Source organism: Nocardia grenadensis, assembly GCF_050942415.1.
GTDB classification, from domain to species: Bacteria; Actinomycetota; Actinomycetes; order Mycobacteriales; family Mycobacteriaceae; genus Nocardia; species Nocardia grenadensis.
Genome location: NZ_CP192054.1, coordinates 3076978 through 3097032, shown reverse-complemented (window position 1 = coordinate 3097032; position 20055 = coordinate 3076978). Strand labels below are relative to the sequence as shown.

20 protein-coding genes and 1 pseudogene are annotated in these 20055 nt (G+C 68.8%); 11 read left to right on the top strand and 10 right to left on the bottom strand.

From position 1 onward, the window contains the following. The first annotated feature begins 166 nt into the window (after positions 1-166). Together ACQPYS_RS14145 and ACQPYS_RS14140 are read left to right on the top strand one after the other, a co-directional pair. On the top strand, positions 167-1492 hold the full coding sequence (locus tag ACQPYS_RS14145) for an alpha/beta hydrolase (RefSeq protein ID WP_433492875.1): 1326 nt from the start codon (positions 167-169) through the stop codon (positions 1490-1492). After that, positions 1489-3975 (top strand): phosphatidylglycerol lysyltransferase domain-containing protein, encoded by a 2487-nt coding sequence (locus ACQPYS_RS14140; RefSeq protein ID WP_433492874.1) that lies wholly within the window; start codon positions 1489-1491, stop codon positions 3973-3975. The genes ACQPYS_RS14145 and ACQPYS_RS14140 overlap by 4 nt, the downstream gene beginning before the upstream one ends. Before the next feature lie 35 nt (positions 3976-4010). Here ACQPYS_RS14140 and ACQPYS_RS14135 read toward each other — a convergent pair. Continuing rightward, positions 4011-4917, bottom strand: a pseudogene (locus ACQPYS_RS14135) (RNA polymerase sigma-70 factor). 166 nt (positions 4918-5083) lie between these two features. On the opposite strand from ACQPYS_RS14135, the gene ACQPYS_RS14130 reads away from it, so the two are divergent. Beyond that, positions 5084-5569: a carboxymuconolactone decarboxylase family protein gene (locus ACQPYS_RS14130; RefSeq protein WP_433493044.1), complete on the top strand. Its 486-nt coding sequence runs from the start codon at positions 5084-5086 to the stop codon at positions 5567-5569. Here the strand turns inward: ACQPYS_RS14130 and ACQPYS_RS14125 are convergent. Next, positions 5533-6057 (bottom strand): helix-turn-helix domain-containing protein, encoded by a 525-nt coding sequence (locus ACQPYS_RS14125; protein WP_433492873.1) that lies wholly within the window; start codon positions 6055-6057, stop codon positions 5533-5535. The two genes, ACQPYS_RS14130 and ACQPYS_RS14125, sit on opposite strands and share 37 nt — an antisense overlap. After that, complete coding sequence (locus ACQPYS_RS14120) at positions 6054-6674, bottom strand: TetR/AcrR family transcriptional regulator (RefSeq protein WP_433492872.1); 621 nt, start codon at positions 6672-6674, stop codon at positions 6054-6056. Before ACQPYS_RS14120 ends, ACQPYS_RS14125 begins: the two co-directional genes overlap by 4 nt. Positions 6675-6761: 87 nt before the next feature. Between ACQPYS_RS14120 and ACQPYS_RS14115 the strand changes: the two genes are divergently transcribed. Next, on the top strand, positions 6762-7499 hold the full coding sequence (locus ACQPYS_RS14115) for an SDR family oxidoreductase (protein WP_433492871.1): 738 nt from the start codon (positions 6762-6764) through the stop codon (positions 7497-7499). Between the two features lie 122 nt (positions 7500-7621). Here ACQPYS_RS14115 and ACQPYS_RS14110 read toward each other — a convergent pair whose 3' ends face one another. The 3 genes from ACQPYS_RS14110 to ACQPYS_RS14100 form a co-directional block, all read right to left on the bottom strand. Next, complete coding sequence (locus ACQPYS_RS14110) at positions 7622-8395, bottom strand: ABC transporter ATP-binding protein (protein WP_433492870.1); 774 nt, start codon at positions 8393-8395, stop codon at positions 7622-7624. 31 nt (positions 8396-8426) lie between these two features. Further along, positions 8427-9314, bottom strand: a complete 888-nt coding sequence (locus ACQPYS_RS14105; RefSeq protein ID WP_433492869.1) for an ABC transporter substrate-binding protein — start codon at positions 9312-9314, stop codon at positions 8427-8429. Positions 9315-9574: 260 nt separating this feature from the next. After that, complete coding sequence (locus ACQPYS_RS14100) at positions 9575-10186, bottom strand: TetR/AcrR family transcriptional regulator (RefSeq protein WP_063034408.1); 612 nt, start codon at positions 10184-10186, stop codon at positions 9575-9577. A 97-nt stretch (positions 10187-10283) separates the two neighbouring features. Between ACQPYS_RS14100 and ACQPYS_RS14095 the strand changes: the two genes are divergently transcribed. Genes ACQPYS_RS14095 through fadD11 form a run of 7 tightly spaced genes read left to right on the top strand, consistent with a single transcriptional unit; the run spans position 10284 to position 17833 of the window. Further along, positions 10284-11165, top strand: a complete 882-nt coding sequence (locus ACQPYS_RS14095; protein ID WP_431938244.1) for a metal-dependent hydrolase — start codon at positions 10284-10286, stop codon at positions 11163-11165. After that, positions 11162-12193: a PDR/VanB family oxidoreductase gene (locus tag ACQPYS_RS14090; RefSeq protein WP_063034406.1), complete on the top strand. Its 1032-nt coding sequence runs from the start codon at positions 11162-11164 to the stop codon at positions 12191-12193. Before ACQPYS_RS14095 ends, ACQPYS_RS14090 begins: the two co-directional genes overlap by 4 nt. 21 nt (positions 12194-12214) lie before the next feature. Further along, complete coding sequence (locus ACQPYS_RS14085; RefSeq protein ID WP_433492868.1) at positions 12215-12721, top strand: SRPBCC family protein; 507 nt, start codon at positions 12215-12217, stop codon at positions 12719-12721. Further along, positions 12718-14184 (top strand): flavin-containing monooxygenase, encoded by a 1467-nt coding sequence (locus ACQPYS_RS14080; RefSeq protein WP_433492867.1) that lies wholly within the window; start codon positions 12718-12720, stop codon positions 14182-14184. Before ACQPYS_RS14085 ends, ACQPYS_RS14080 begins: the two co-directional genes overlap by 4 nt. Continuing rightward, positions 14181-15059 carry a short-chain dehydrogenase/reductase gene (locus ACQPYS_RS14075; RefSeq protein WP_433492866.1) on the top strand — a complete coding sequence of 293 codons (879 nt, stop codon included), beginning with the start codon at positions 14181-14183 and terminating at the stop codon, positions 15057-15059. The genes ACQPYS_RS14080 and ACQPYS_RS14075 overlap by 4 nt, the downstream gene beginning before the upstream one ends. Then, the gene (locus ACQPYS_RS14070; RefSeq protein ID WP_433492865.1) at positions 15056-15988 is read left to right on the top strand and encodes an alpha/beta hydrolase; all 933 of its coding nucleotides are present in this window, start codon (positions 15056-15058) and stop codon (positions 15986-15988) included. The genes ACQPYS_RS14075 and ACQPYS_RS14070 overlap by 4 nt, the downstream gene beginning before the upstream one ends. Before the next feature lie 18 nt (positions 15989-16006). Then, the gene (gene fadD11, locus ACQPYS_RS14065; protein ID WP_433492864.1) at positions 16007-17833 is read left to right on the top strand and encodes a fatty acid--CoA ligase FadD11; all 1827 of its coding nucleotides are present in this window, start codon (positions 16007-16009) and stop codon (positions 17831-17833) included. Between the two features lie 19 nt (positions 17834-17852). Here fadD11 and ACQPYS_RS14060 read toward each other — a convergent pair whose 3' ends face one another. Genes ACQPYS_RS14060 through ACQPYS_RS14045 form a run of 4 tightly spaced genes read right to left on the bottom strand, consistent with a single transcriptional unit; the run spans position 17853 to position 19880 of the window. After that, a complete protein-coding gene (locus ACQPYS_RS14060) occupies positions 17853-18224 on the bottom strand; it encodes a hypothetical protein (protein WP_063034401.1) in 372 nt (123 codons plus the stop codon). A 42-nt stretch (positions 18225-18266) separates the two neighbouring features. Next, complete coding sequence (locus ACQPYS_RS14055; RefSeq protein WP_433492863.1) at positions 18267-18719, bottom strand: roadblock/LC7 domain-containing protein; 453 nt, start codon at positions 18717-18719, stop codon at positions 18267-18269. Beyond that, the gene (locus ACQPYS_RS14050; RefSeq protein ID WP_433492862.1) at positions 18716-19498 is read right to left on the bottom strand and encodes a hypothetical protein; all 783 of its coding nucleotides are present in this window, start codon (positions 19496-19498) and stop codon (positions 18716-18718) included. The genes ACQPYS_RS14055 and ACQPYS_RS14050 overlap by 4 nt, the downstream gene beginning before the upstream one ends. Then, entirely contained in the window at positions 19488-19880 is a 393-nt protein-coding gene (locus ACQPYS_RS14045) for a hypothetical protein (protein ID WP_431938253.1), read from the bottom strand. Before ACQPYS_RS14045 ends, ACQPYS_RS14050 begins: the two co-directional genes overlap by 11 nt. Between the last annotated feature and the right edge of the window lie 175 nt (positions 19881-20055).

Below are 20055 nucleotides of genomic sequence, written 5' to 3'. Positions count from 1 at the left end.
CGGCCGGGCCGTCCGCCGGACCGGTTGACCGAACATCGGCAGGTGGACCTCGCGTGCACGCACCGCGGCAAGAGCCGCGGCCCCGCCCGTCCGCCGCTACCTCCGGTGTTCCGGAAGCGGGCGCGCGTCCCGGTCACCGGCCCGGCAGGGCTGCATACTGGACGTCATGTCGTGGTCCGGGCTCGTCGAAGCGGTACTCGACCTGCATGTGACAACGACCGCGGCGACTTTTGTATTCGTTGCCGTCACGGCGGTGTGCCTGGCGGCGCTGGTGATCCGCCGGGACCGGCGGTGGCTACTCGCCGGTGTCGCCGTCGTGGTGGCGGCGGCCGGGGTGTCGGTGGCACTCGCCGCGGTGCTCATCGAGAAGGTCTGGCGGCCGTTCCCCGATCCCCTGCCCGCGTCGGTCTATGTTTGGTCGGGGCTGGCGATTCTGGCGGTGGCGCTGGCCGCCGGGCGCGGGTTCGTCCGGCGCCGGGACCGGTCGCGGCCGCTGGTTGCGACCGGACTGGTCGCGGCAGCCGCCGTGGTCGTGCTCTGTGCCGCCGGCGGGATCAACACGGGATTCGACGCGTATCCGACGGTGCGGACCGCGCTCGGCATGACCGACTACCGGACCGTGCCGTTCGATACGACGCTGGCGCCGGTGCCCGGCGGATCGCCGGCACCGGCGAACTGGGCCCCGCCCGCCGAAATGCCGGAGATGGGCGCGGTGACCCGCGCCGCCGTTCCCGGTGCCGTGTCCGGGTTCCCCGGCCGTGATGCGCGGATCTATCTGCCCCCGGCGTACTTCACCGATCCCCGGCCTGCCTTGCCGGTGCTGGTCCTGCTGGCCGGGCAGCCGGGCACCACCGAGGACTGGCTCGTGGGCGGCCGACTCACCCACATCATGGACAGCTACGCCGCCGCGCACCGGGGGCTGGCGCCGATCGTCGTGCTCGCCGACGGTACCGGCGGCCGGTTGGCCAATCCGCTGTGCGTCGACTCGCGGCTCGGTAACGCCGCGACCTACCTGGCCGTGGACGTACCGAATTGGGTACGCGCCCATCTGCAGGTGAACCCGGACCCCCGCGCCTGGGCGGTGGGCGGGCTGTCCTACGGCGGGACCTGCGCCCTGCAACTCGCCACCACCCGGCCCGAGGTCTACCCCACCTTCCTCGATCTGTCCGGACAGGCCGAACCGACACTCGGCGACCGGAAGACCACGATTCGGGAGGCCTTCGGCGGCGACGCCGACGCCTTCGCCCGGAACAATCCCGCCGACCTGCTGGCCCGCCATCGCTACCCCGACTCGGCCGGCGCCTTCGTCGTGGGCCTCGGCGACACCGAATACCGGGCCGCGATCGAGCGGCTTGCCGCCGCCGCGCGTGCGGCGGGAATGGATGTCCACCTCACCGAACTGCCCGGCGGGCACAGTTTCGCCGTGTGGTCCGCCGGTCTGGAAAAGGAGCTGCCGTGGCTGGGCCACCGTCTCGGTCTGGACGCGTCGTGACGACCGGCGTCGTAGCGGGGCTCTCCCGCGCACCCATATCTCTCGGGCTGCTGGCGGTGGTCTGGGTTCTCGCGGTGATCACCGGGGCATGGACGAAGGGCCCGTCGCAGGAGCTGGCCGCGCACGTCTCGCTCGGCCTCCCGACCCTCGACGACGGGTACGTCTGGACCCTGTGGACCTCGGGACTGTTCGCCTCCGGGATGGGCGGGTACCTGCTGGCGAGTGTGTTCATGCTCGCTGTCGCGGTGCCGGTGGAACAGCGCATCGGCAGCGGGCGGTTCGTGATCGCGGTATTTGCCGCCCAGGGTGCGGGCGCCGCGCTGGCACTCGCCGCGGCACGGCTCGCGTCGGCGGTGCCGAATTCCTGGGGTCTGGAACTGCACGGCCATCTGACGGCCGACCCGCTGCCTTGGGTATTCGGGGCACTGCTCGCCGCCAGCGCGGCGATGCACACCCTGTGGCGCCGGCGTATCCGCGCACTATTACTGGTGATCCTGGTGACCACGGCGCTGTTCGCCGGGCATCTGCCGGATGTGACGCGACTATGTGTCGCGCTGGCCGGTCTGCTCATCGGACCGCTGCTGTTCGGGCGCTCCGCGCGCAGCCCGGTCCTCGGCGGAACGATCCGGGAGCGTCGCACACTCGTCGCTCTCGTGGTCGCGGCCAGTGTCCTGGGCCCGCTCTTCGCCACGTTCTCCCCGCATGCCATCGGGCCGCTGTCGTCCCTGCGTGAACTGTTCGATCAGGTGCCCTACAGCGCGCGCGAACTCGTCGACATCTGCGCCGATCCGGCCCTGCACGACGAGTGCCGCAGCGGGCAGCAGGCGCTGCGCCTGTCCGGTATCGGACCGCTGGCCATGAACATCCTGCCGTCGATGCTGCTGCTCGTCGGGGCCGAGGGTCTGCGGCGCGGCCGGCGAGCGGCCTGGCTGCTCTCGGTCGGTGGGCATATCGTGCTCATCGGTCTCGCGGTGGTCAGTGTGATCGTGCGGACCGTCGAACAGGACGAGGCGCGCTGGGTGCTCTACGGCATCCATCGGCACAGCTCGATGTACCGGGATTTCGCGCCGCTGCTCGCCCTGATCGCGATTCTCGCGCTGTTGCTGGCCACCCGGCGGCTCTTCGATGTGCGCGCCGCGCGCGGGACGTACCGCCGGGTCTGGCTGGGGACCTTCGCGGCCGCGGGAGCCGCGCTCGCGGTCTATGTGGTGTTCGGGACACTGCTCGCCGGGGGTTTCGACCGCGACCCCGGAGTCGGCACGCTGCTGCGCGATGCCCCGTTGCGGCTGCTTCCACCGGTGTACCTCCAGCTCTTCGAACCGCCGGTCTCGCCGCTGACCCCAGCGGCGACACTGCTGTTCGAGTGGATCGGCGTGCTCGTCTGGGTGACGTTGTGCCTGTTGATGTTGCGCAGTTTCTTCATCCCGCCGGCCGGATACGACGTCGGCGGTGAGCGCCGGGTGCGGGAACTGTTGCACCATCCGGGCGGAGGTTCCCTGTCGTGGATGAGCACCTGGGCCGGAAACAGGTACTGGTTCAGCGCGGACGGCCGGCACGCGGTGGCCTATCGGGTGCATTCCGGTGTCGCACTGACCACGACGGACCCGATCGGTGAACGCCACGGACTCGCCGCGGCGGCAGACGAATTCGCGGCCTGGTGTCTCGGCAACGGGTGGACTCCGTGCTTCTACTCTGTCGGGCCCGAGACCGCGGCACTCGCCCGGGAACACGGCTGGAGCTGTGTGCAGGTCGCGGAGGAGACGATCATCGATCTGGCAGATCTCGCGTTCAAGGGCAAGAAGTTCCAGGATGTGCGGACGGCACTGAATCGTGCGGGCAAGGAGGGGATCGAGGCCAAGTGGACAACGTTCGCCGACGCTCCGCTGTCGGTGACCGAGCAGGTCGTCGAGATCTCCGAGGAATGGGTCGCGGACAAGGGCCTGCCCGAAATGGGTTTCACGCTCGGAGGCCTGGCCGAACTGCACGACCCCGAGGTCCGGCTGCTGCTGGCCGTCGACCACGACGATCACGTCCATGCCGTCACCTCCTGGATGCCGGTGTACCGGGACGGTACCCTCGTCGGCCTCACCCTGGATTTCATGCGGCGTCGCGCCGATGGATTCCGTGTGGCGATGGAGTTCCTCATCGCCTCGGCCGCGTTGGCCGCCCGGGAGCAGGGACTCGAGTTCCTCAGTCTGTCCGGGGCACCGCTGGCCGGCGCCGACACCACCGAATCCGACCTCGACCGGAGTGCGCTCGACGGTTTACTCGATCTGCTGGGCCGCACCCTGGAACCGGTCTACGGCTTCCGATCGCTGCTCGCCTTCAAGGAGAAGTTCCAGCCCCGGCACCGGCCCGTGTACATGGTCTTCCCCGATGCCACGGCACTGCCGACCATCGGGATCGCCGTCGGCCGGGCATATCTACCGCATCTGTCGCTGGAGGAGAGCGGGCAGTTGCTGACCCACCTGCTCCGCCGCTGAGCCACCGCGGTGGGGCCGGGGCACCGGGCCGGGCGTCACCGACGCAGGGAGGTCTCGCGATCCAGGCGTGCGAGCTTGACCGGGTTCCGGACCGCGTACAGTCCGGTGATCAGTCCCTCGTCGATACGCATCGCGACGACGGTGTCGGCCTTACCGTCGAGTTCGACGATCAGCGCCGGATGACCGTTGATCCGGGCCGGGCGCAGGACCGCGGCACCCGCGATCCGGCCCAGGACCTCGGCGACCGGTCCGGAGCCCACCACCGGCGTGGTCGCCGCCCGTACGACACCGCCCCCGTCGGTCAGCAGCGCCACATCGGGGGCGAGGATATCGAGCAGGTTCCGCAGGTCGCCCGTATCGACCGCCCGCTGGAAGGCCGTGAGGGCGGCGCGGGTCTCGGTCGCCGAGACCTCGCCGCGAGGACGCCGCGCCGCGATGTGTGCGCGAGCGCGATAGGCGATCTGGCGGACAGCCGCCGGGGTCTTGTCGACGGCCTCGCCGATCTCCGCATAGTCCAGGCCGAACACCTCGCGCAGTACGAACACCGCACGTTCCACGGGGGCCAGTGTCTCCAGCACCAACAGCATCGCCATCGATACGCTGTCGGCCAGTTCGACGTCGTCGGCCACATCGGGGGGCGGTCAGCAGCGGCTCGGGTAGCCACGGTCCGATATAGGACTCCCGGCGACGGCCGAGCGCACGCAAGCGGTCCAGCGCCTGCCGCGTGGTGATCCGCACCAGGTAGGCGCGGTGATCCCGGACCGCACCGAGATCGACGCCGGCCCACCGCAGCCAGGTCTCCTGGAGCACGTCCTCGGCGTCGGCGGCCGAACCGAGCATTTCGTAGGCCACGGTGAACAGCAGATTGCGGTGGGCCACGAAGAGTTCGGTGGCGGGGTCGGGGGAATCGGTCCCGGGCGTGGGCTGTGCCGAACCGTCCATGGGTGGCTCCTGTTTCCTCTCGCCAGTGTCACCATCAGACGCCGCGCCCGGCCCGTCCGTAACAGCGTGCGCCAGTGGTCCACACCACACCGTCGACTTGTTATGCCGGCCCGGAGCCCGTCGTCTCATGGTCGTTCGATCACACACGACCAGTGAGGACCCGATGATGGAACCCCGTTTCGACCTGAACTCCAACGAACTCGCCGCGAAGATCGGCCGGCGGTTCGCCAACACCAGCCTGGCGATCATGCAGTCCGGGCTCCCGAAGGCGACCCTCGAACTGGTGGAACTGCGCGTCAGCCAGATCAACGGCTGCGGCTACTGCGTCGACGCCCACGCCAAGGAGCTGGCGGCGGCGGGGGAACCCGCCGTTCGGATCAACCTCGTCGCCGCATGGCGTGAGTCCACGGTGTTCACTGCGGCCGAGCAGGCCGCCCTGGCACTCGCCGAAGAAGGCACCCGGATCGGCGACGCGCAGCCGGGAGTCTCCGACGAGACCTGGACCAGAGTGCGCGAGCACTACGACGACGATCAGATCGCTGCCCTGGTGTACCTGGTCGCCATGATCAACGCGGCCAACCGGCTCGGCGTGATCCTGCATCAGAAGGGCGGTGCCTACGAAGCCGGCATGTTCGCGGCCATCGCGAACTGATCACCCGCCCGGCCTCGTCCCGGCCCGGGCCGGGACCGGGCCGGGACCGGGCCGGGACCGGGCCGGGCGACCTCCAGAACGAGTTTCCCTGTGGTGGTCCCCGATTCGATACGCCGGTGCGCCTCGGCCACCCGGCCCAGAGCGAGTGTGGCCACCTGGACAGTGGGCGGCGGCCCGAACCCCGCCGACCGGTACAGATGGGCGCGCTCGATCTCGTCGAGCAGCAGGGCTCGCGCCACCGCGTCGATTACGTCGGCGGACACCTTGATATCGCATCCCTGTTCCAGCCACGTGTACCAGGACACCCCCACCCCGGCCAGCACCGCGACCTCTTCCCGGCGCAGCCCGGGTGTCCGGCGCCGACCCGTATCGGGCAGCCCCGCCGCCGCGGGCGTCAGCCGTTCGCGGCGACTGCGCAGGAACTCGCGTAGTTCCGCCCGCCGCCGGTCCCGAGCGGCCTCGCACCGCGGCCGGTCACCGGTGCTCATCGCTGCACGATGGATCGGGCCGGAGCGGGGGCGGTGACACTGTCCCAGGCGTGCATCGCGTGGTCGATCACCTGCTGGGCGTCCGCACGGGAACAGCCGTCGCGGGTCCGGATCGCCAGACCGTGCAGGACGGTCAGATAGAACGAGGCCACGGCGTCGATATCGGCACCGGCCGGTATATCGCCCTCGGCGCGCCCGCGCTCGAGTCGGGCGAGCAGTTCGGCACGGTCCCGGGCCCGCAGTTCCGCCAGCATATCCCGGACGTGGGTGTTGTCCGAGGTGACATTGGTGGCGGCGAGCACCACCATACAACCCAGCGGCGTCGCCGGGTCGAGGTTGGCGTCCACCCGTTGCCGCAGCATCGCCTCGACCGCTTCCCGCGCGGTGCGCAGCCGGTCCATCGGGCGTGGGGTCGTGCTCCCGTAGAGCGCGACGGCCTCGCGGAACAGCTCCTCTTTGGAGCCGAAGGCGGTGTAGAGGCTGCGCGCGCCGATACCCATCGCGGCGGTGAGGTCGCTGATCGAGACGCCCTCGTATCCGTGTTCCCAGAACAGGTACATGGCGGCGCGCAGCGCGGAGTCCCGATCGAAGCCACGCGGGCGGCCCGGTCCCGGCATCACACCTCCACTCTGCGCGTTGACATGCCCATGCTAGCCACGGTACCTATTTGTGCAACGATCACTGCATAAATATCGGGAGCTGAAGTGAATCTAGAAGGAAAAGTGGCATTGGTGACGGGCGGCAGCCGGGGTATCGGCGCCGCGATCGCGCAACGACTGGCCGCCGACGGCGCGGATATCGCGCTCACCTACAACACCGCGGCCGGACCCGCCGACGAGGTGGTCGCGTGGATCCGCGAAACCGGTCGGCGCGCGCTGGCCGTGCCCGCGCCCGCTGCGAACCCGGAGGCGGTTCCGGCCGCGGTGGACCGGACCGTGGCCGAGTTCGGCAGGCTCGATATCGTGGTCAACAATGCGGGCATCTTCCCCTACGGCACCATCGACGAACTGACCATGGAACAGTTCGATGAAACCATGAACCTGCACGTCCGGGCCGTATTCGCGGCCGCGCGGTCGGCGAGCCCGCATCTGGGCGAGGGCGGCCGCATCATCAGTATCGGAAGCAACCTCGCCGAACGGGCCACCCACCCGGGCCTGAGCCTGTACTCGATGAGCAAGGCGGCGTTGATCGGCTTCAGCAAAGGTCTCGCCCGCGATCTGGGGCCGCGTGGGATAACGGTCAATGTGGTGCAACCGGGTTCGACTGATACCGAGATGAACCCGGCGGACAGCGCGCCCGCCGATGCCCAGCGCGCCGCCACGGCCCTCGGCCGGTACGCCGCGGCGACCGAAATCGCCGCCGCCGTCGCCTATCTGGCCGGCGACAGCGGCAGTTTCGTCACCGGGACCACGCTCACTGTAGACGGCGGCGCCAACGCATAGCGCAGTGTCACCGGACGCGGACAGTGTTGCGGGTCGGTCAAGCCGGCCGAATCGGCGACGCCGACCCGGCCGGAGACGAGGACACGTGGGAACGACTCCTGGATGTGGCCGCGACGCGACGCCTACACCTCGGCGTCCGCCTGTTCCTCTATTCGGCCGAGTGCCCGATAGATCTCGCTCTCCAAGGCAAGCAGCTCGATATCGCCCTTGCGGCGCGGCCGTGGCACATCGATGGAGAACTCGCGGTACACCCGGCCCGGCCGCGGCGACAACAGGATCACGCGGTCGGCCAAGTACACCGCCTCCCCCACATCGTGGGTGACGAAGACAACTGTCCGGCGGCGGCTCTCCCACAGCGCGAGCAGATCCCGTTGCAGCTGGATCCGGGTGAGGTGGTCGACGGCGCCGAACGGTTCGTCCATGAGCAGTACCGCGGGTTCGGTCGCCAGTGTTCGGGCGATCCCGGCCCGCTGCCGCATCCCACCGGACAGCTGGTGTGGATACTTCCGTTCGAAACCGGCCAACCCGACCTGGGCCAGGTACTCCGCGGCGGCCGCGCGCCGCTGGGCGCGCGGCACTCCGCGGAACTCCAGACCGAGTTCGACATTGCGGGCCACGGTGCGCCACGGATACAGCGAGGCATCCTGGAACACCACGCCGATCCGGCTGTTCGTACCGGCGACCGGCTCGCCCTCGAACAGCACCTCGCCCTCGGTCGTGTCCTGGAGCCCGGACAGGATGTCGAGCAGTGTGCTCTTGCCGCAGCCGCTGGGGCCCAGTAGGACGACGAATTCGCCTTCGCCGATAGTCAGGTCGATGCCGTCGAGCGCCCGGACGGGCGGGTCGGTGAAGAATTCTTTGCCCACACCGCGTACTTCGAAAGTTGCCACGGACATACCTCGCTGATCGTGTCGTGCTGTCGCGGGGTCAGCGCGTCGGCTGCGGGTAGGTGAAATCCTTCACGTACTCCTGCGGAATGAACTGCGTATCGATGTACTTGTCGGCGTCGTAGCGCACGTCCTGCAGACCCATTTCGATTTCGATGTCCTGGGTGTCGCGGATCGCGACCGGATCGATGGCCGGGTTGTTATCCCAGATATCGTCCTCTTGCCGCAAGGCGAGTTCCACCGCCTTCGGATCGATGGTGCCGAGCTTCCCCTTCAACCATGGCAGGTATTCGTCGTAGTGCTCTTTCGCGTAGGTGTAGGCCTTGAAGTAGGCGCGCAGGCTCCGGGGCAGCAGGTCCGGATCGTTGTCGATCACCTCGTTTCCGGCGATCAACACGCCGGTATGGTAGGTCGGCAGGTAGTCCCAGCCGCGGGCCAGTGTCACCGATTTGCCCTGGATTTCGCCCAGCGCGGGGAACGGCTGGTGAATAACGGTCGCGTCCACCTGACCGCTGGTGAGCGTGCCGTAGGCCTGCTCGTTTACGCCGTTGGCGATGAGGCTCACCTCGTCGGGATCGACGCCGTTGGCGGTGAGGATCTTGCGCGTGTAGGTCTCCATACTGCTACCGGCGGTAGCGATCCCGATGGTCTTACCGCGCAGATCGGCGAAGGATTTGATCTCGGGGCGCGCGACGAGGAAGAACGGCCCCTTGCTCCGGAACGCCGAACTGATGATCTTGATCGGTGCGCCCTTCTCGGCCGCTCGCAGATAGTTGCTTGTCGGGCCGAAGGCGAAGCTCAGCTCCCCGGTCGCGACGCCGGTCACCGCATCCTGGACCTGGGTGAACTTCACCTCGAGGTTCTCGGCGTCGAAGAAGCCCTTCTCGACACCGAAGCGGATCGGTAACTCCTGGATCGGGCCGGTCACGCGCGGTTCGCCCTCGGAATCCGGGGAACCACCCAGCTCATGATCCCCGAGCGGATCCCGTTTCTCGCCGATCTCGCGCGTGTCACCGCCGGTGCGATCGCCGCCACCCTGTTCCGGGACGCGGCCCCGATCCGATGACCCACTTCATGGGTATCGGTGCGGTTCGTCGCGGCCGGTTGTTTCAGGCGGCTCGGGCGGTGCGGTCGCGTCCGACGACGTCCACTACTTGCCAGTTGCGGACACCACGGCCGTGAAGTTCCTCAGCCGACGATCAACGGCGCGATATAGGCCCGGGCGAATTCGGCGAGCCGCTCCTCGGATTCGAGGTCCAGCGCACCGACCGGTTGCAGGATCAGTGAGTGCACCACCCGACTCGCGACCTCGACCCGGGTCGTGAGATCGGGAATCTCCGGGAGTCCTCGCTCGCGCATCGCCTCGGCGAGGAGGGTGGCAGCGACACTCACGGACATCGTGAAGAAGGGTCCACCCTCGGTGGTCACCTGGGGCAACAGCCGTCCGGGCTCGAGTGCCAGCACCCGCTTGATCATGCCGTGGGTCCGCCAGCGCGTGATCACCGTGACGAAGATATCGGCGACGATGGCTTCCAGATCTTTGTGTCGCGCGGGAATGTCCTCGAGTTCGGCGAGCAGGGCGCCCACCTCGCGCGCGCTCACCGCGCGGACGAGATCGTCACGGGAACCGATCCGCCGATAGATGGTGCCGCGGTCGACCGCCGCCTGCCGGGCGACATCACCGATGGTCGTCTTCTTCACCCCGTACGTCTCGAATTGCACACGCGCGGCATCGAGGATACGGGTTTCGATACCGTCGACGGCGGACCGGTCTTGCGAGGTAGAGGTAGGGGCGGACACAGGACCACGCTAACAGCGATCAGCATTTCTGCAACAATCAGAAAGAATTTGTTGCGACAACATTGCAAGGCAATATGTTGCATTGTACGGTCGTCGTATGGCTGACGACAGTGCCACCACGAGCACCTACCGGGAAGAAGCCCACGCGATCCACGCCCGCGATGTGAGCTTCGACTTCTCGACGGTTCCCATGCACTACATCCCCGGAGAAGTGCTGGCGACCCATGTGACCAATGTGATGCACCTGGTCCTGCCGGAGGGCGAGCGGGCCATGGCCGCGTGCCTGGCCGAAGCGCTACCCGCGATCGACGACGAACGCCTGCGCGAGGAGGTGACGGGGTTCATCGGCCAGGAATCGATGCACGCCAGCAGCCACGAGGGCGCCCGCAAACACCTCCAGTCCATCGGGCTCGATGTCGACTCCTATGTCGAGAAGATCGGCTGGCTGGTCGACCGGGTCCTGGGCGAGCACGGACTCAGCGGCCGTGCCGAAGAGGAATGGCTCAAGGAACGCCTGGGGCTGTTCGCGGGCATGGAACACTTCACCGCGGTGATCGGCGAGTGGCTGCTCGAATCGGAAGTCCTCGAGGAACTCGGCATGCATCCGACGATGCTCGACCTGGTGCGGTGGCACGGCGCGGAGGAGGTCGAGCACCGCAGCGTGGTCTTCGACGCCTATATGCACGTCGACGGCGGATACGCCCGCCGCGTACGTACGGGCCTGCTCGCCAGCGGGCTACTGCTGCCGCTGTTCGTGGTCTCCACCGCCTACCTGTACCGCAAGGATCCGAGCCCGGCCAAGGGGCGGTTCTGGGGTCAGCAATTCGTCAGCGCCACGCTGCGCGGGGTGATTCCCAGCTTCACCACGTTCTTCACCGAGATGCCGCGCTATCTACGGCCGAGCTTCCATCCCTCCCAGCTCGGATCGATGGACAACGCCCTGCGCTATCTGGCGCACTCCCCCGCCGCGCGCTCATGACCACCGCACACCCCGCGTCGTCCTCGAGTCTGCGGATGCTCGGCCTGGCGGTGGATGTGTACAAGAAGGTGTTCACCAATCCCGCGCTCTCGCCACCGAACCCGGTACGCCGCAGCGGTTTCGACCTCGATGTCGTGGTGGACGCGGTCCGGGAGGAAGCCCGCGACGTGGTCTCGCTGACCCTGCTCCGGACAGACGGTGAACAGTTGCCGTCGTGGCGGCCCGGCTCGCATATCGACGTCTTCCTGCCGTCGGGACGGCAACGCCAGTACTCGCTGTGCGGTGACCCGGCCGACCGCCACCGCTACCGAATCGCGGTCCGCCGGATATCGGACGGCGGCGGGGGCTCGCTCGAGATCCACGACCTGCGTCCCGGTGCCGCACTGCGGATCCGCGGACCGCGCAACGCGTTCACCTTCGTCGATTCCGCGCCGTCCTATCTCTTCCTCGCCGCCGGTATCGGCATCACACCCATCCTGCCGATGGCGCAGGCGGCCGGGGACCGCGGCCACCTGATCTATCTCGGCCGCTCGCGGGAAACCATGCCGTTCCTCGGCGAACTGCCGGCCGGTAGCGATATCCGCCCCGACGACGAGGCCGGCGCACCCGATATCCCGGCGCTCCTGGCGACCGCCCGGCCCGGCGCCGCGGTGTACGTCTGCGGACCGCCGCCGGTCCTCGAGGCCGCCCAGCGTTCCCTGTTCACGCTGAATCCGGCCGGATCGCTGCACACCGAACGGTTCTCGGCGCCGCCGGTGCGCGACGGACACGAATTCGGCCTCACCCTCGCCAGGTCCGGGCACCACGTCCGGGTCGGTGCCACCGAGACGACGCTCGACGCCATCCGCCGGGTCCGGTCCGATGTCGTCTACTCCTGCCGCCAGGGGTTCTGCGGTACCTGCAAGGTCGGCGTCGCGGCCGGCTCGGTCGACCACCGCGACCGTCTGCTGAGCGACAGCGAACGCGCCGGCCACATGCTCACCTGTGTCTCCCGGTCGGCCGGCGGACCGCTGGTACTCGATATCTGATCCCGAAAGGCCCTCAGCCCCATGAGCGCACGATTCGCCCTGTCCCCATCCGACGACGCCTTCCTCGACACCGCCAACCACCGCTACACCCATATCGTCGATCTCCCGGCCCCGGTGCCACAGGTATGGGACACACTGGTCGCCGACGACGCGCTGGTGTCGTGGTCGGCGGTCGTCACGGCGGCGCGATGGACCGCACCGCGGCCGTTCGGTGTCGGCACCACCCGTGAGATCACACTCGGCGGCCTGATCCGGCTGGAGGAACGTTTCTACCGGTGGGACGAGGGTTCCCGGATGACCTTCACCGTGGACGCCGCCTCGGTGCCCGGGCTGAACCGGTTCGCCGAGGACATCACCCTGCTCCCGTTGGCCACGGGGACGCGGATCATCTGGACCTTCGCCCTCGAGGGCAGCGCGGTACTGCGTCCGCTGCTGGCCGCGGCGAGTCCGGTGAACCGTTTCGTCACCAAGACCATCGCCGCCGGCACCGGCCGCCGGGTCCGCACCGAGACGGTGGGGGTGCGATGAGCACCAGCACACCGGAACACCACGGCATCGTCGTGCTCGGTGCCGGATTCGGCGGAATCGGGCTGGCGATCAAATTGCGCGAGGCCGGTTTCGACGATCTGGTGCTGCTCGAACGCGCCGACGATCTCGGCGGCACCTGGCAGGCCAACACCTATCCCGGCTGCGCCTGCGATGTCCCGTCCCAGCTCTACAGCTACTCGTTCGCGCCCAACCCGGATTGGTCCCGTACTTACGGCAAACAGCGTGAGATCCTGGAATACCTGCGACAGGTCGCCACCGACCACGATGTGGTGCGCCATATCCGGCTGGGCACCGAACTGACCGAGGCCCGCTGGGACGAGGCCGCCCAGCTGTGGCGGATCCAGACCTCACGCGGTCCGCTCACGGCCGATTTCTTCATCTCGGCCGCCGGCGTCTTCGCCGAAGCCAAATACCCTGAACTCCCCGGTATCGAACGCTTCGAGGGCACCGCGTTCCATTCACTGCACTGGGACCACGAGCACGACCTCACCGGTGAGCGGGTCGCGGTGATCGGCACCGGCGCCTCCGCGGTGCAGTTCGTTCCGGAGATCGCCCCCCGGGTGGCGGCGCTGACGGTGTTCCAGCGGTCCGCGCCGTGGATCGTGCCGCGGATGGACCGCCCGACTCTGGGTGTCGAGCGCACCCTGCTGCGCCGTCTCCCGCTGGCGCAGAAGGCGATCCGCGGTACCTGGTACACACTGATCGAAGGGTTCGGCCTGGTCGGGTTCGTCGACAATCGCTTCCGCCACCCGTACGAGATGCTCGGACGGCTCCAGTTGCTGCGCCAGATCCGCGATCCGCAACTCCGCCGCAAGGCCACCCCCGATTACATCATCGGCTGTAAACGCGCGATCTTCTCCGACGCCTACCTGCCGGCGCTGGACCGGACGAACGTCGAGGTGGTCACCGACGGGATCGCCGAGGTGCGCCCGCATTCCCTCCTGACCCGCGCCGGTGTGGAGATCCCGGTCGACACCATCATCTACGGCACCGGGTTCACTCCCATCCCCACCGCCTTCGAGCGGATCGTCGGCCGCGACGATGTCTCGATCGCCGACCTGTACCACAAACGGCCGCAGACCTATCTGGGTGCGGCGATGGCCGGTTTCCCGAACTTCTTCTGCACGCTCGGCCCCTTCGGCGCCGCCGGCAACCAGTCCGCCATCTTCATGCTCGAATCGCAAATCGCCTATATCGTCGACGCGCTGCAGACCCTGCGCGCCCGCGGCGCCCGCCGGGTGGAGGTGCGGCAGGAGACCCAGGACTCGTTCGTCGAAGAGATGGCCCGGCGCAGCGCGGACACGGTCTGGCTGACCGGCGGCTGCCAGAGCTACTACACCACCCCCGACGGCGGCAATGCCGGTCTCTATCCGAACTGGAGCTTCGAATACCGGCGACGCACCAAGCAGTTCGATGCCGAATCCTATGAGGTGACGCGATGAAACCCACACTCCCCGACCCGCTGGGCTGGCTCTCGCCGTCCGCGACCTTCGACGTGAAGGGCAAAACGGTATTGGTCACCGGTGCGGGCCAGGGTATCGGGCTCGAACTCGTCACCCTCCTGCACCGGCGCGGCGCGGTGGTGGTCGTGGTCGATATCGACGAGGCGGCCGCCCAGCGCACGGCGCACGACCTGGGTTCGCGCGCGGTCGGCCTGGCCGGGGATGTCGCCGACCGCGGCCGGATGGAAGAGGTGATCGCCGAGGTCGCCGCGCAGTTCGGTGGCCTGGATGTGGTGGTCGCCAATGCCGGGGTCACCCCGGTACCCGCGACCATCCGGAGCATGGATCCGGCCGATTTCGACCGGGTCATGAGTATCAACCTCACCGGGGTGTTCAACACCGTGCATCCGGCGCTCGACCATATCGTGCGGTCCCGGGGCCACGTGGTCGTCGTCTCCTCCTGCGCCGCTTTCGCACCGGGTATGGGCGGCTCGCCCTATATGGTCAGCAAGGCCGCGGTAGAACAGCTGGGCCGGGCACTGCGGGTGGAGCTCGGTGCCTCCGGCGCCACCGCCGGGATCGCCTACTTCGGGGTCGTGGAGACCGCGATGACCCATGACATGCTCGACGCCGACGATCTGGGCCGCCGGATCAACGATCTGCTGCCGTGGCCGCTGAACGTGCGCATCACCGCCGAAGAAGCCGCCCGGACCATCGCCGACGGGATCGCGCGCCGCGCCGCGCGGACCATCGCCCCCAGTGGGTGGCAGCCCTACGCACTGCTGCGCGGGGCGATCAACACCGTGCTGGACCGGCGGCTCGCCACCGATTCGACAGTGCACGAACTGGTCCGCGCGATCGAGCGGCGCCGATGAGCGAACCGGCGCGCGGATCGCTGCGGGCCCGGTACGTCCGGCAACTGTCCGCGCTCACCGCGCGCCGTCTGGTGCAGTTCACGCCGGTGAACACCTACACCCTGCCCGCTGCCCGGGCCCTGATCGACCAGGCACTGCGCGCGGCCGCGCCGACGCTGCGCGGCACCACGGTCGATCGAATGCGGTACGGCACGATCACCGGTGAATGGGTCCGGGGCCCGCGGGCGACCCGGACCGATGCCGTGATCCTCTACATCCACGGCGGCGGATTCGTCGCCGGATCCGCCGCCGGGTACCGCGGGGTGGCCGCGCGGCTGTCCACCGCTACCCGGTTGCCGGTGTTCACGCTCGATTACCGGCTCGCGCCCGAACATCCGTATCCGGCGGCGCCCGAGGATATCGCCGCCGCCTTCCGGTGGCTGATGTCACGCGGACACCGCCCCGGCCGCGTCGTGGTCGCGGGCGATTCGGCCGGCGGCTTCCTCGCCGCCGATTTCGCCCTCTCCCGGGCGCGCAACGGCTCCGCCCCGGCCGCGGGCCTGGTTCTCTTCTCGCCGATGACGGATCTGAGTCTCGCGCTCGCCGCCGGATTCCCGGGGTCGGCGGCCGAAGGGCTGCTGTCGCCGGGGCTCTCACGGCGTGCGGTCGCGCATTTCACCCCGGCTCCCTACGATCTGCGACCCATGCGCGGAATGTCGCTGCCCCCGGCCCTGATCCACACCAGCGATACCGAATTCTTCGGCGGCGACGGCGTCACCCTCGCCGAGCGCTGGACCGGCGCCGGTGCGCGCTGCGAACTGCGGGTGTGGCGCGACCAGATGCACGCCTTCCAGGTGCTGCCCGCCCTCGTGCCCGAATCTCGCCTCGCCTACCGGGAGGCGGCCCGTTTCGTCTCCTCGGTCCTCGACACCACCGCCGCCGCGGTCTGATCCGGAAAGGCCCCAGCTGTGAGCACAGCTCGCTTCACCACCCTCCCCGCCGCGTTCCAGCACATCGCCACCGTGGAACCCACCGCGGTCGCGGTGCGTACCCCGGGTGACGCCCAGACCCTGACCTGGTCCGAGTACGCCACCCGGGTCCGTGAATTCGCCGCGGGCCTCGACGGACTCGGTGTACGCCGGGGCGACACCGTCGCCCTGATGATGGGCAACCGGATCGAGTTCTATCCGCTCGAGGTGGCCGCGCAGCATCTTGGCGCGACCTCCTTCTCGGTCTACAACACCCTGCCCGCCGACCAGCTGAACCATGTGCTGGGTAATGCCGGGGCCCGGGTGGTGATCTGCGAACCACAGTACGTCGCGCGATTGCGCTCCAGCGGGGTGGAGCTCGACCACATCATCTGTCTGGCGGCGGCCCCCGAGGGAACCCTCTCGGTCTCCGACGTGGTCGCCGCGGCCCGTGCCGATTTCGACTTCGACGCCGCCTGGCGTGCGGTGCGCGGCGACGATGTGGCCACGCTCATCTACACCTCCGGTACCACCGGCAGCCCCAAAGGCGTGGAGACCACCCACGCCAACCTGCTGTTCCAGGTCTACGGCATCGCCGAGGTGCTGGGTATCGAATTCGGCGACACCATCACCTCGTTCATGCCCAGCGCCCATATCGCCGACCGGCTCACCGCCCTGTACGTGCAGGAGGTCCTCGGCATCCAGGTCACCTGTGTCGCCGACCCCAAGCTCATCGCGCCGGCACTGGCGGATCTGCGGCCGACCCTGTGGGGCGCGGTACCGCGGGTCTGGGAGAAACTGCGTGCCGGCATCGAATACAAGGTCGCCGCGGAACCCGATGCCGAGCGGCGGGCAGCGTTGCAGTGGGCGGTGTCGGTGGCCGTCGCCCGGGGCGAGCACGAACTGGCCGGTACCCCGCTGCCCGACGACCTCGCCGCCGAATGGCGGCGCGCCGACGAACTGGTGCTGCGCGGTCTGCGCGCGGCACTGGGATTCGACCGGATGCGCTGGGCGCTCTCGGGCGCCGCGCCCATTCCTCCCGCGACTCTGGGCTTCTTCGCCGGGCTCGGCGTCCCGATCACCGAGATCTGGGGGATGTCGGAGCTGTCGTGCATCTGCAGCGTCAGCCCGCCGGCCGAGGTCCGGCTCGGCACGGTCGGGCGGTTGCTGCCCGGAATGGAGTACCGCACCGCGCCGGACGGGGAGTTCCTCGTCCGGGGCCCGCTCGTGATGAAGAGTTACCGGGGGCAGCCGGACAAGACCGGCGAGGCGATCGACGCCGAGGGCTGGCTGCACACCGGCGATATCGTGACGGTCGACGAGGACGGATACCTCAGGGTCGTCGACCGCAAGAAAGAGATCCTCATCAATGCCTCCGGCAAGAACATGTCGCCGACGCATATCGAGAACACCATCAAGGCGGCCACTCCGCTGATCGGTGCCATGTCGGTGATCGGAGACGCCCGCCCGTACAACACCGCGCTCGTCGTGCTCGACGCCGAAACCGCCGGCCCGTACGCGAAACAGCACGGCCTGGCCGATGATTCGGCCGCCGCCCTGGCCGCCGACCCATCCGTGATCGACGCGATCCGGGCGGGCGTGGCCGCCGGCAACGCGCACCTGTCGCGGGTGGAACAGGTGAAACGCTTCCTCGTACTGCCGGTCTTCTGGGAGGCGGGCGGCGACGAGGTCACGCTCACCATGAAGCTCAAGCGCAAGGTCGTCGCGGAGAAGTACGCGGCGCGGATCGCCGACCTCTACCGGGAGCGGTCGGCCGGCGATATCCACGAACCCGCCGACGGACCGCAGCTCGCCGACGCGACCTGAGCCCGGCGCCCGGCCCGGCTCAGACGTCGAGTTCCTCCTCGATCCCGCGCAGCCGGTGCCGGGCCAGCGCGAGGTTCGCCCGGCCGCGGTCGAGGGCCAGATACAGGAACAGGCCCCTCGACTTGCGGCCGGTCATGGGCCGGATGAGATGGTACTGGCTGCTGAGCGAGATGAGGACGTCCTCGATGTCCTCCTGCAGGCCCAGCTGTTCGATCGTGCGGAGCTTCGCGCGCACCACCTCGGTGTTGCCGGCGGCGGCCACATTGAGGTCCAGCGCTTTCGAGCTCCCGAGCGTGCCCAGTGCCATACCGCTGTTGTAATCCACGACGGCCGCGCCGAGGGCGCCGTCGATCGACATCATGTCCTTGAGTGCCAAATCCATATCGGACATAGGTCGTTCCTCTCGATGGTTTTCTGCTACTGCGTTCTTCCGTTACCGCGCGTCCTTCGCCACGGCGGAAAGATGTTCGGCGATCCGGCGCGCCACCGGCCGCGATTCCAGGTGCAGCCGGCCGATATTCACCTCGGGGGCCGCGAGCACGGTCAACGATGCCCAGCCGGCCGCGTAGATCACCACGTGTCCCCCGGTGCCGTTCACCACGACCTCCTGGAACCCGCCGCCCTGCGCCGTGTGGGCGAGCCGATCGGACAGCGACAGCTGGGCCGCCGCCAGCGCGGCCATCCCGGTCGGTTCGATATGCGCGGGGAGATCGTGCGTCACCAGCAGGCCGTCGCTGGACGCCACGAGCGACCCGGTGAGCCGGGGTACACGTTCGCGCAGCGCGCGCAGTTCCGCCATCACCGCGGCGTGGGGGTCGGAAACGGTCATCGGCACCTTGGTAAGCCTTCCCATCAGTTCACCGAGCAGATTCTTGCGCGCCGTCACGCGAGGTCCTCCAGAGCCGCTCGAAGCCGGGTGAGTAGTTCCTCATCCACCGGTTCCCACTCGTCTCCGTCGGGCACCGGTGTGGCGTGGCGGACCCGGCGCCGCAGCGGCGGTTCCGCTCCGGTGACGGGCGAGCCGGCTTCGGAAGCCGGTGCGCCCACCGGTGGTTCGATCAACCCGGCCACGGTCAGATCGCGCACCGTCTCCAGACAGCCGTAGGCAGTGCGGCCCAGTTCCCGAGCGATCCCGGTGACACTGCGGCGGGTGTCGGCGGCAGCCAGCACCTCGGCCTGGCCGCCGGTGAGCAGCACTCGGCGCCGCCGGATCCGGCGGACCGGCACCACCGCGGCGCGGTCGACCAGTTCCGCCGGCCACGGTCCCGAATCCGGGTCACCGCGGCGCGCGCATTCGCGGACCAGCGCTCGCGGCCGGATGGTGCAGACGGCCGACAGCCAGTGCGCCGGGGCCGGCCGGAACTGCGGCTCCACCGGTGTCGGTAGCAGAAAATAGGCGGCGTCGAAAACGGCGAGCAGCGCCAGGGTTTCCAGCAGCGGCCGGCCCAGCAGCGGGCCCGGATCACCGGTATCCGCGCGCTCCCAGTCCTCGGCACTGGCCACTCCGGCCTCGACCACCAACCGGTCCAGCCCGGTGGTGCGTGAGCAGGTGGCGGAGGCGATGGCGCCGTCGGCGAGATGGAACTCCCCGTCACCTACGCGCAGGACACCCGTCCGGCCTTCGTCTTCCAATCGCTGTAATTCGTCCGCGAGCTCAACGCGCATGACCGTCCTCGGCGAGTTCGGCGAGGATGCCGCGTAACCGGAACCGGGCCATCGCCAGATTGCCGGACTCCTCGTCGAACAGGACGTGCACGAAGAGGCGACCGCCGAAATCACCGTCCACCAGATTGAGCAGGTGGTATCCCCCGGTCCCGCAGACGATGATCTCGTCGACGTCGTCCCCGGTGGGGCCCGTGGTCAGCGCCGGACAGCCGAGTACCGCACGAACCACATCGGTGGTGGTCGCCGCGTCCTCGTGCTGATCGACCACTTCGTGCCGGCCGGCCGCGGCCACCGCCAGCCCACTCGCCCCGTCCACCAAGGTCACGCTGCGCGCACCGGGGATGTCCATGATCCGTTCCAGACATCCATCGATTCCGCTCATGCGCCCTGCCCGTTCATACGTGTTTCAGATCCCTGGAGACACTACACACACAAGGCGTTCGCCGCCGAATGAACGCATGACCTGGTCGGATCCCCCGGTCACGCGGATCCGAAGCGGCACCACCTCCGCATACGAGTCGCACAGCACCACAACACAGTTGGCGTCGTACGCCCGG

Bases quoted from the DNA above. Each gene is read 5' to 3' on its own strand.
- ACQPYS_RS14145 (WP_433492875.1), top strand. From the start codon at position 167: ATGTCGTGGTCCGGGCTCGTCGAAGCGGTACTCGACCTGCATGTGACA.
- ACQPYS_RS14130 (WP_433493044.1), top strand. From the start codon at position 5,084: ATGGAACCCCGTTTCGACCTGAACTCCAACGAACTCGCCGCGAAGATC.
- ACQPYS_RS14125 (WP_433492873.1), bottom strand. From the start codon at position 6,057: ATGAGCACCGGTGACCGGCCGCGGTGCGAGGCCGCTCGGGACCGGCGG.
- ACQPYS_RS14120 (WP_433492872.1), bottom strand. From the start codon at position 6,674: ATGCCGGGACCGGGCCGCCCGCGTGGCTTCGATCGGGACTCCGCGCTG.
- ACQPYS_RS14110 (WP_433492870.1), bottom strand. From the start codon at position 8,395: ATGTCCGTGGCAACTTTCGAAGTACGCGGTGTGGGCAAAGAATTCTTC.
- ACQPYS_RS14095 (WP_431938244.1), top strand. From the start codon at position 10,284: ATGGCTGACGACAGTGCCACCACGAGCACCTACCGGGAAGAAGCCCAC.
- ACQPYS_RS14090 (WP_063034406.1), top strand. From the start codon at position 11,162: ATGACCACCGCACACCCCGCGTCGTCCTCGAGTCTGCGGATGCTCGGC.
- ACQPYS_RS14085 (WP_433492868.1), top strand. From the start codon at position 12,215: ATGAGCGCACGATTCGCCCTGTCCCCATCCGACGACGCCTTCCTCGAC.
- ACQPYS_RS14080 (WP_433492867.1), top strand. From the start codon at position 12,718: ATGAGCACCAGCACACCGGAACACCACGGCATCGTCGTGCTCGGTGCC.
- ACQPYS_RS14075 (WP_433492866.1), top strand. From the start codon at position 14,181: ATGAAACCCACACTCCCCGACCCGCTGGGCTGGCTCTCGCCGTCCGCG.
- ACQPYS_RS14070 (WP_433492865.1), top strand. From the start codon at position 15,056: ATGAGCGAACCGGCGCGCGGATCGCTGCGGGCCCGGTACGTCCGGCAA.
- ACQPYS_RS14060 (WP_063034401.1), bottom strand. From the start codon at position 18,224: ATGTCCGATATGGATTTGGCACTCAAGGACATGATGTCGATCGACGGC.
- ACQPYS_RS14050 (WP_433492862.1), bottom strand. From the start codon at position 19,498: ATGCGCGTTGAGCTCGCGGACGAATTACAGCGATTGGAAGACGAAGGC.
- ACQPYS_RS14045 (WP_431938253.1), bottom strand. From the start codon at position 19,880: ATGAGCGGAATCGATGGATGTCTGGAACGGATCATGGACATCCCCGGT.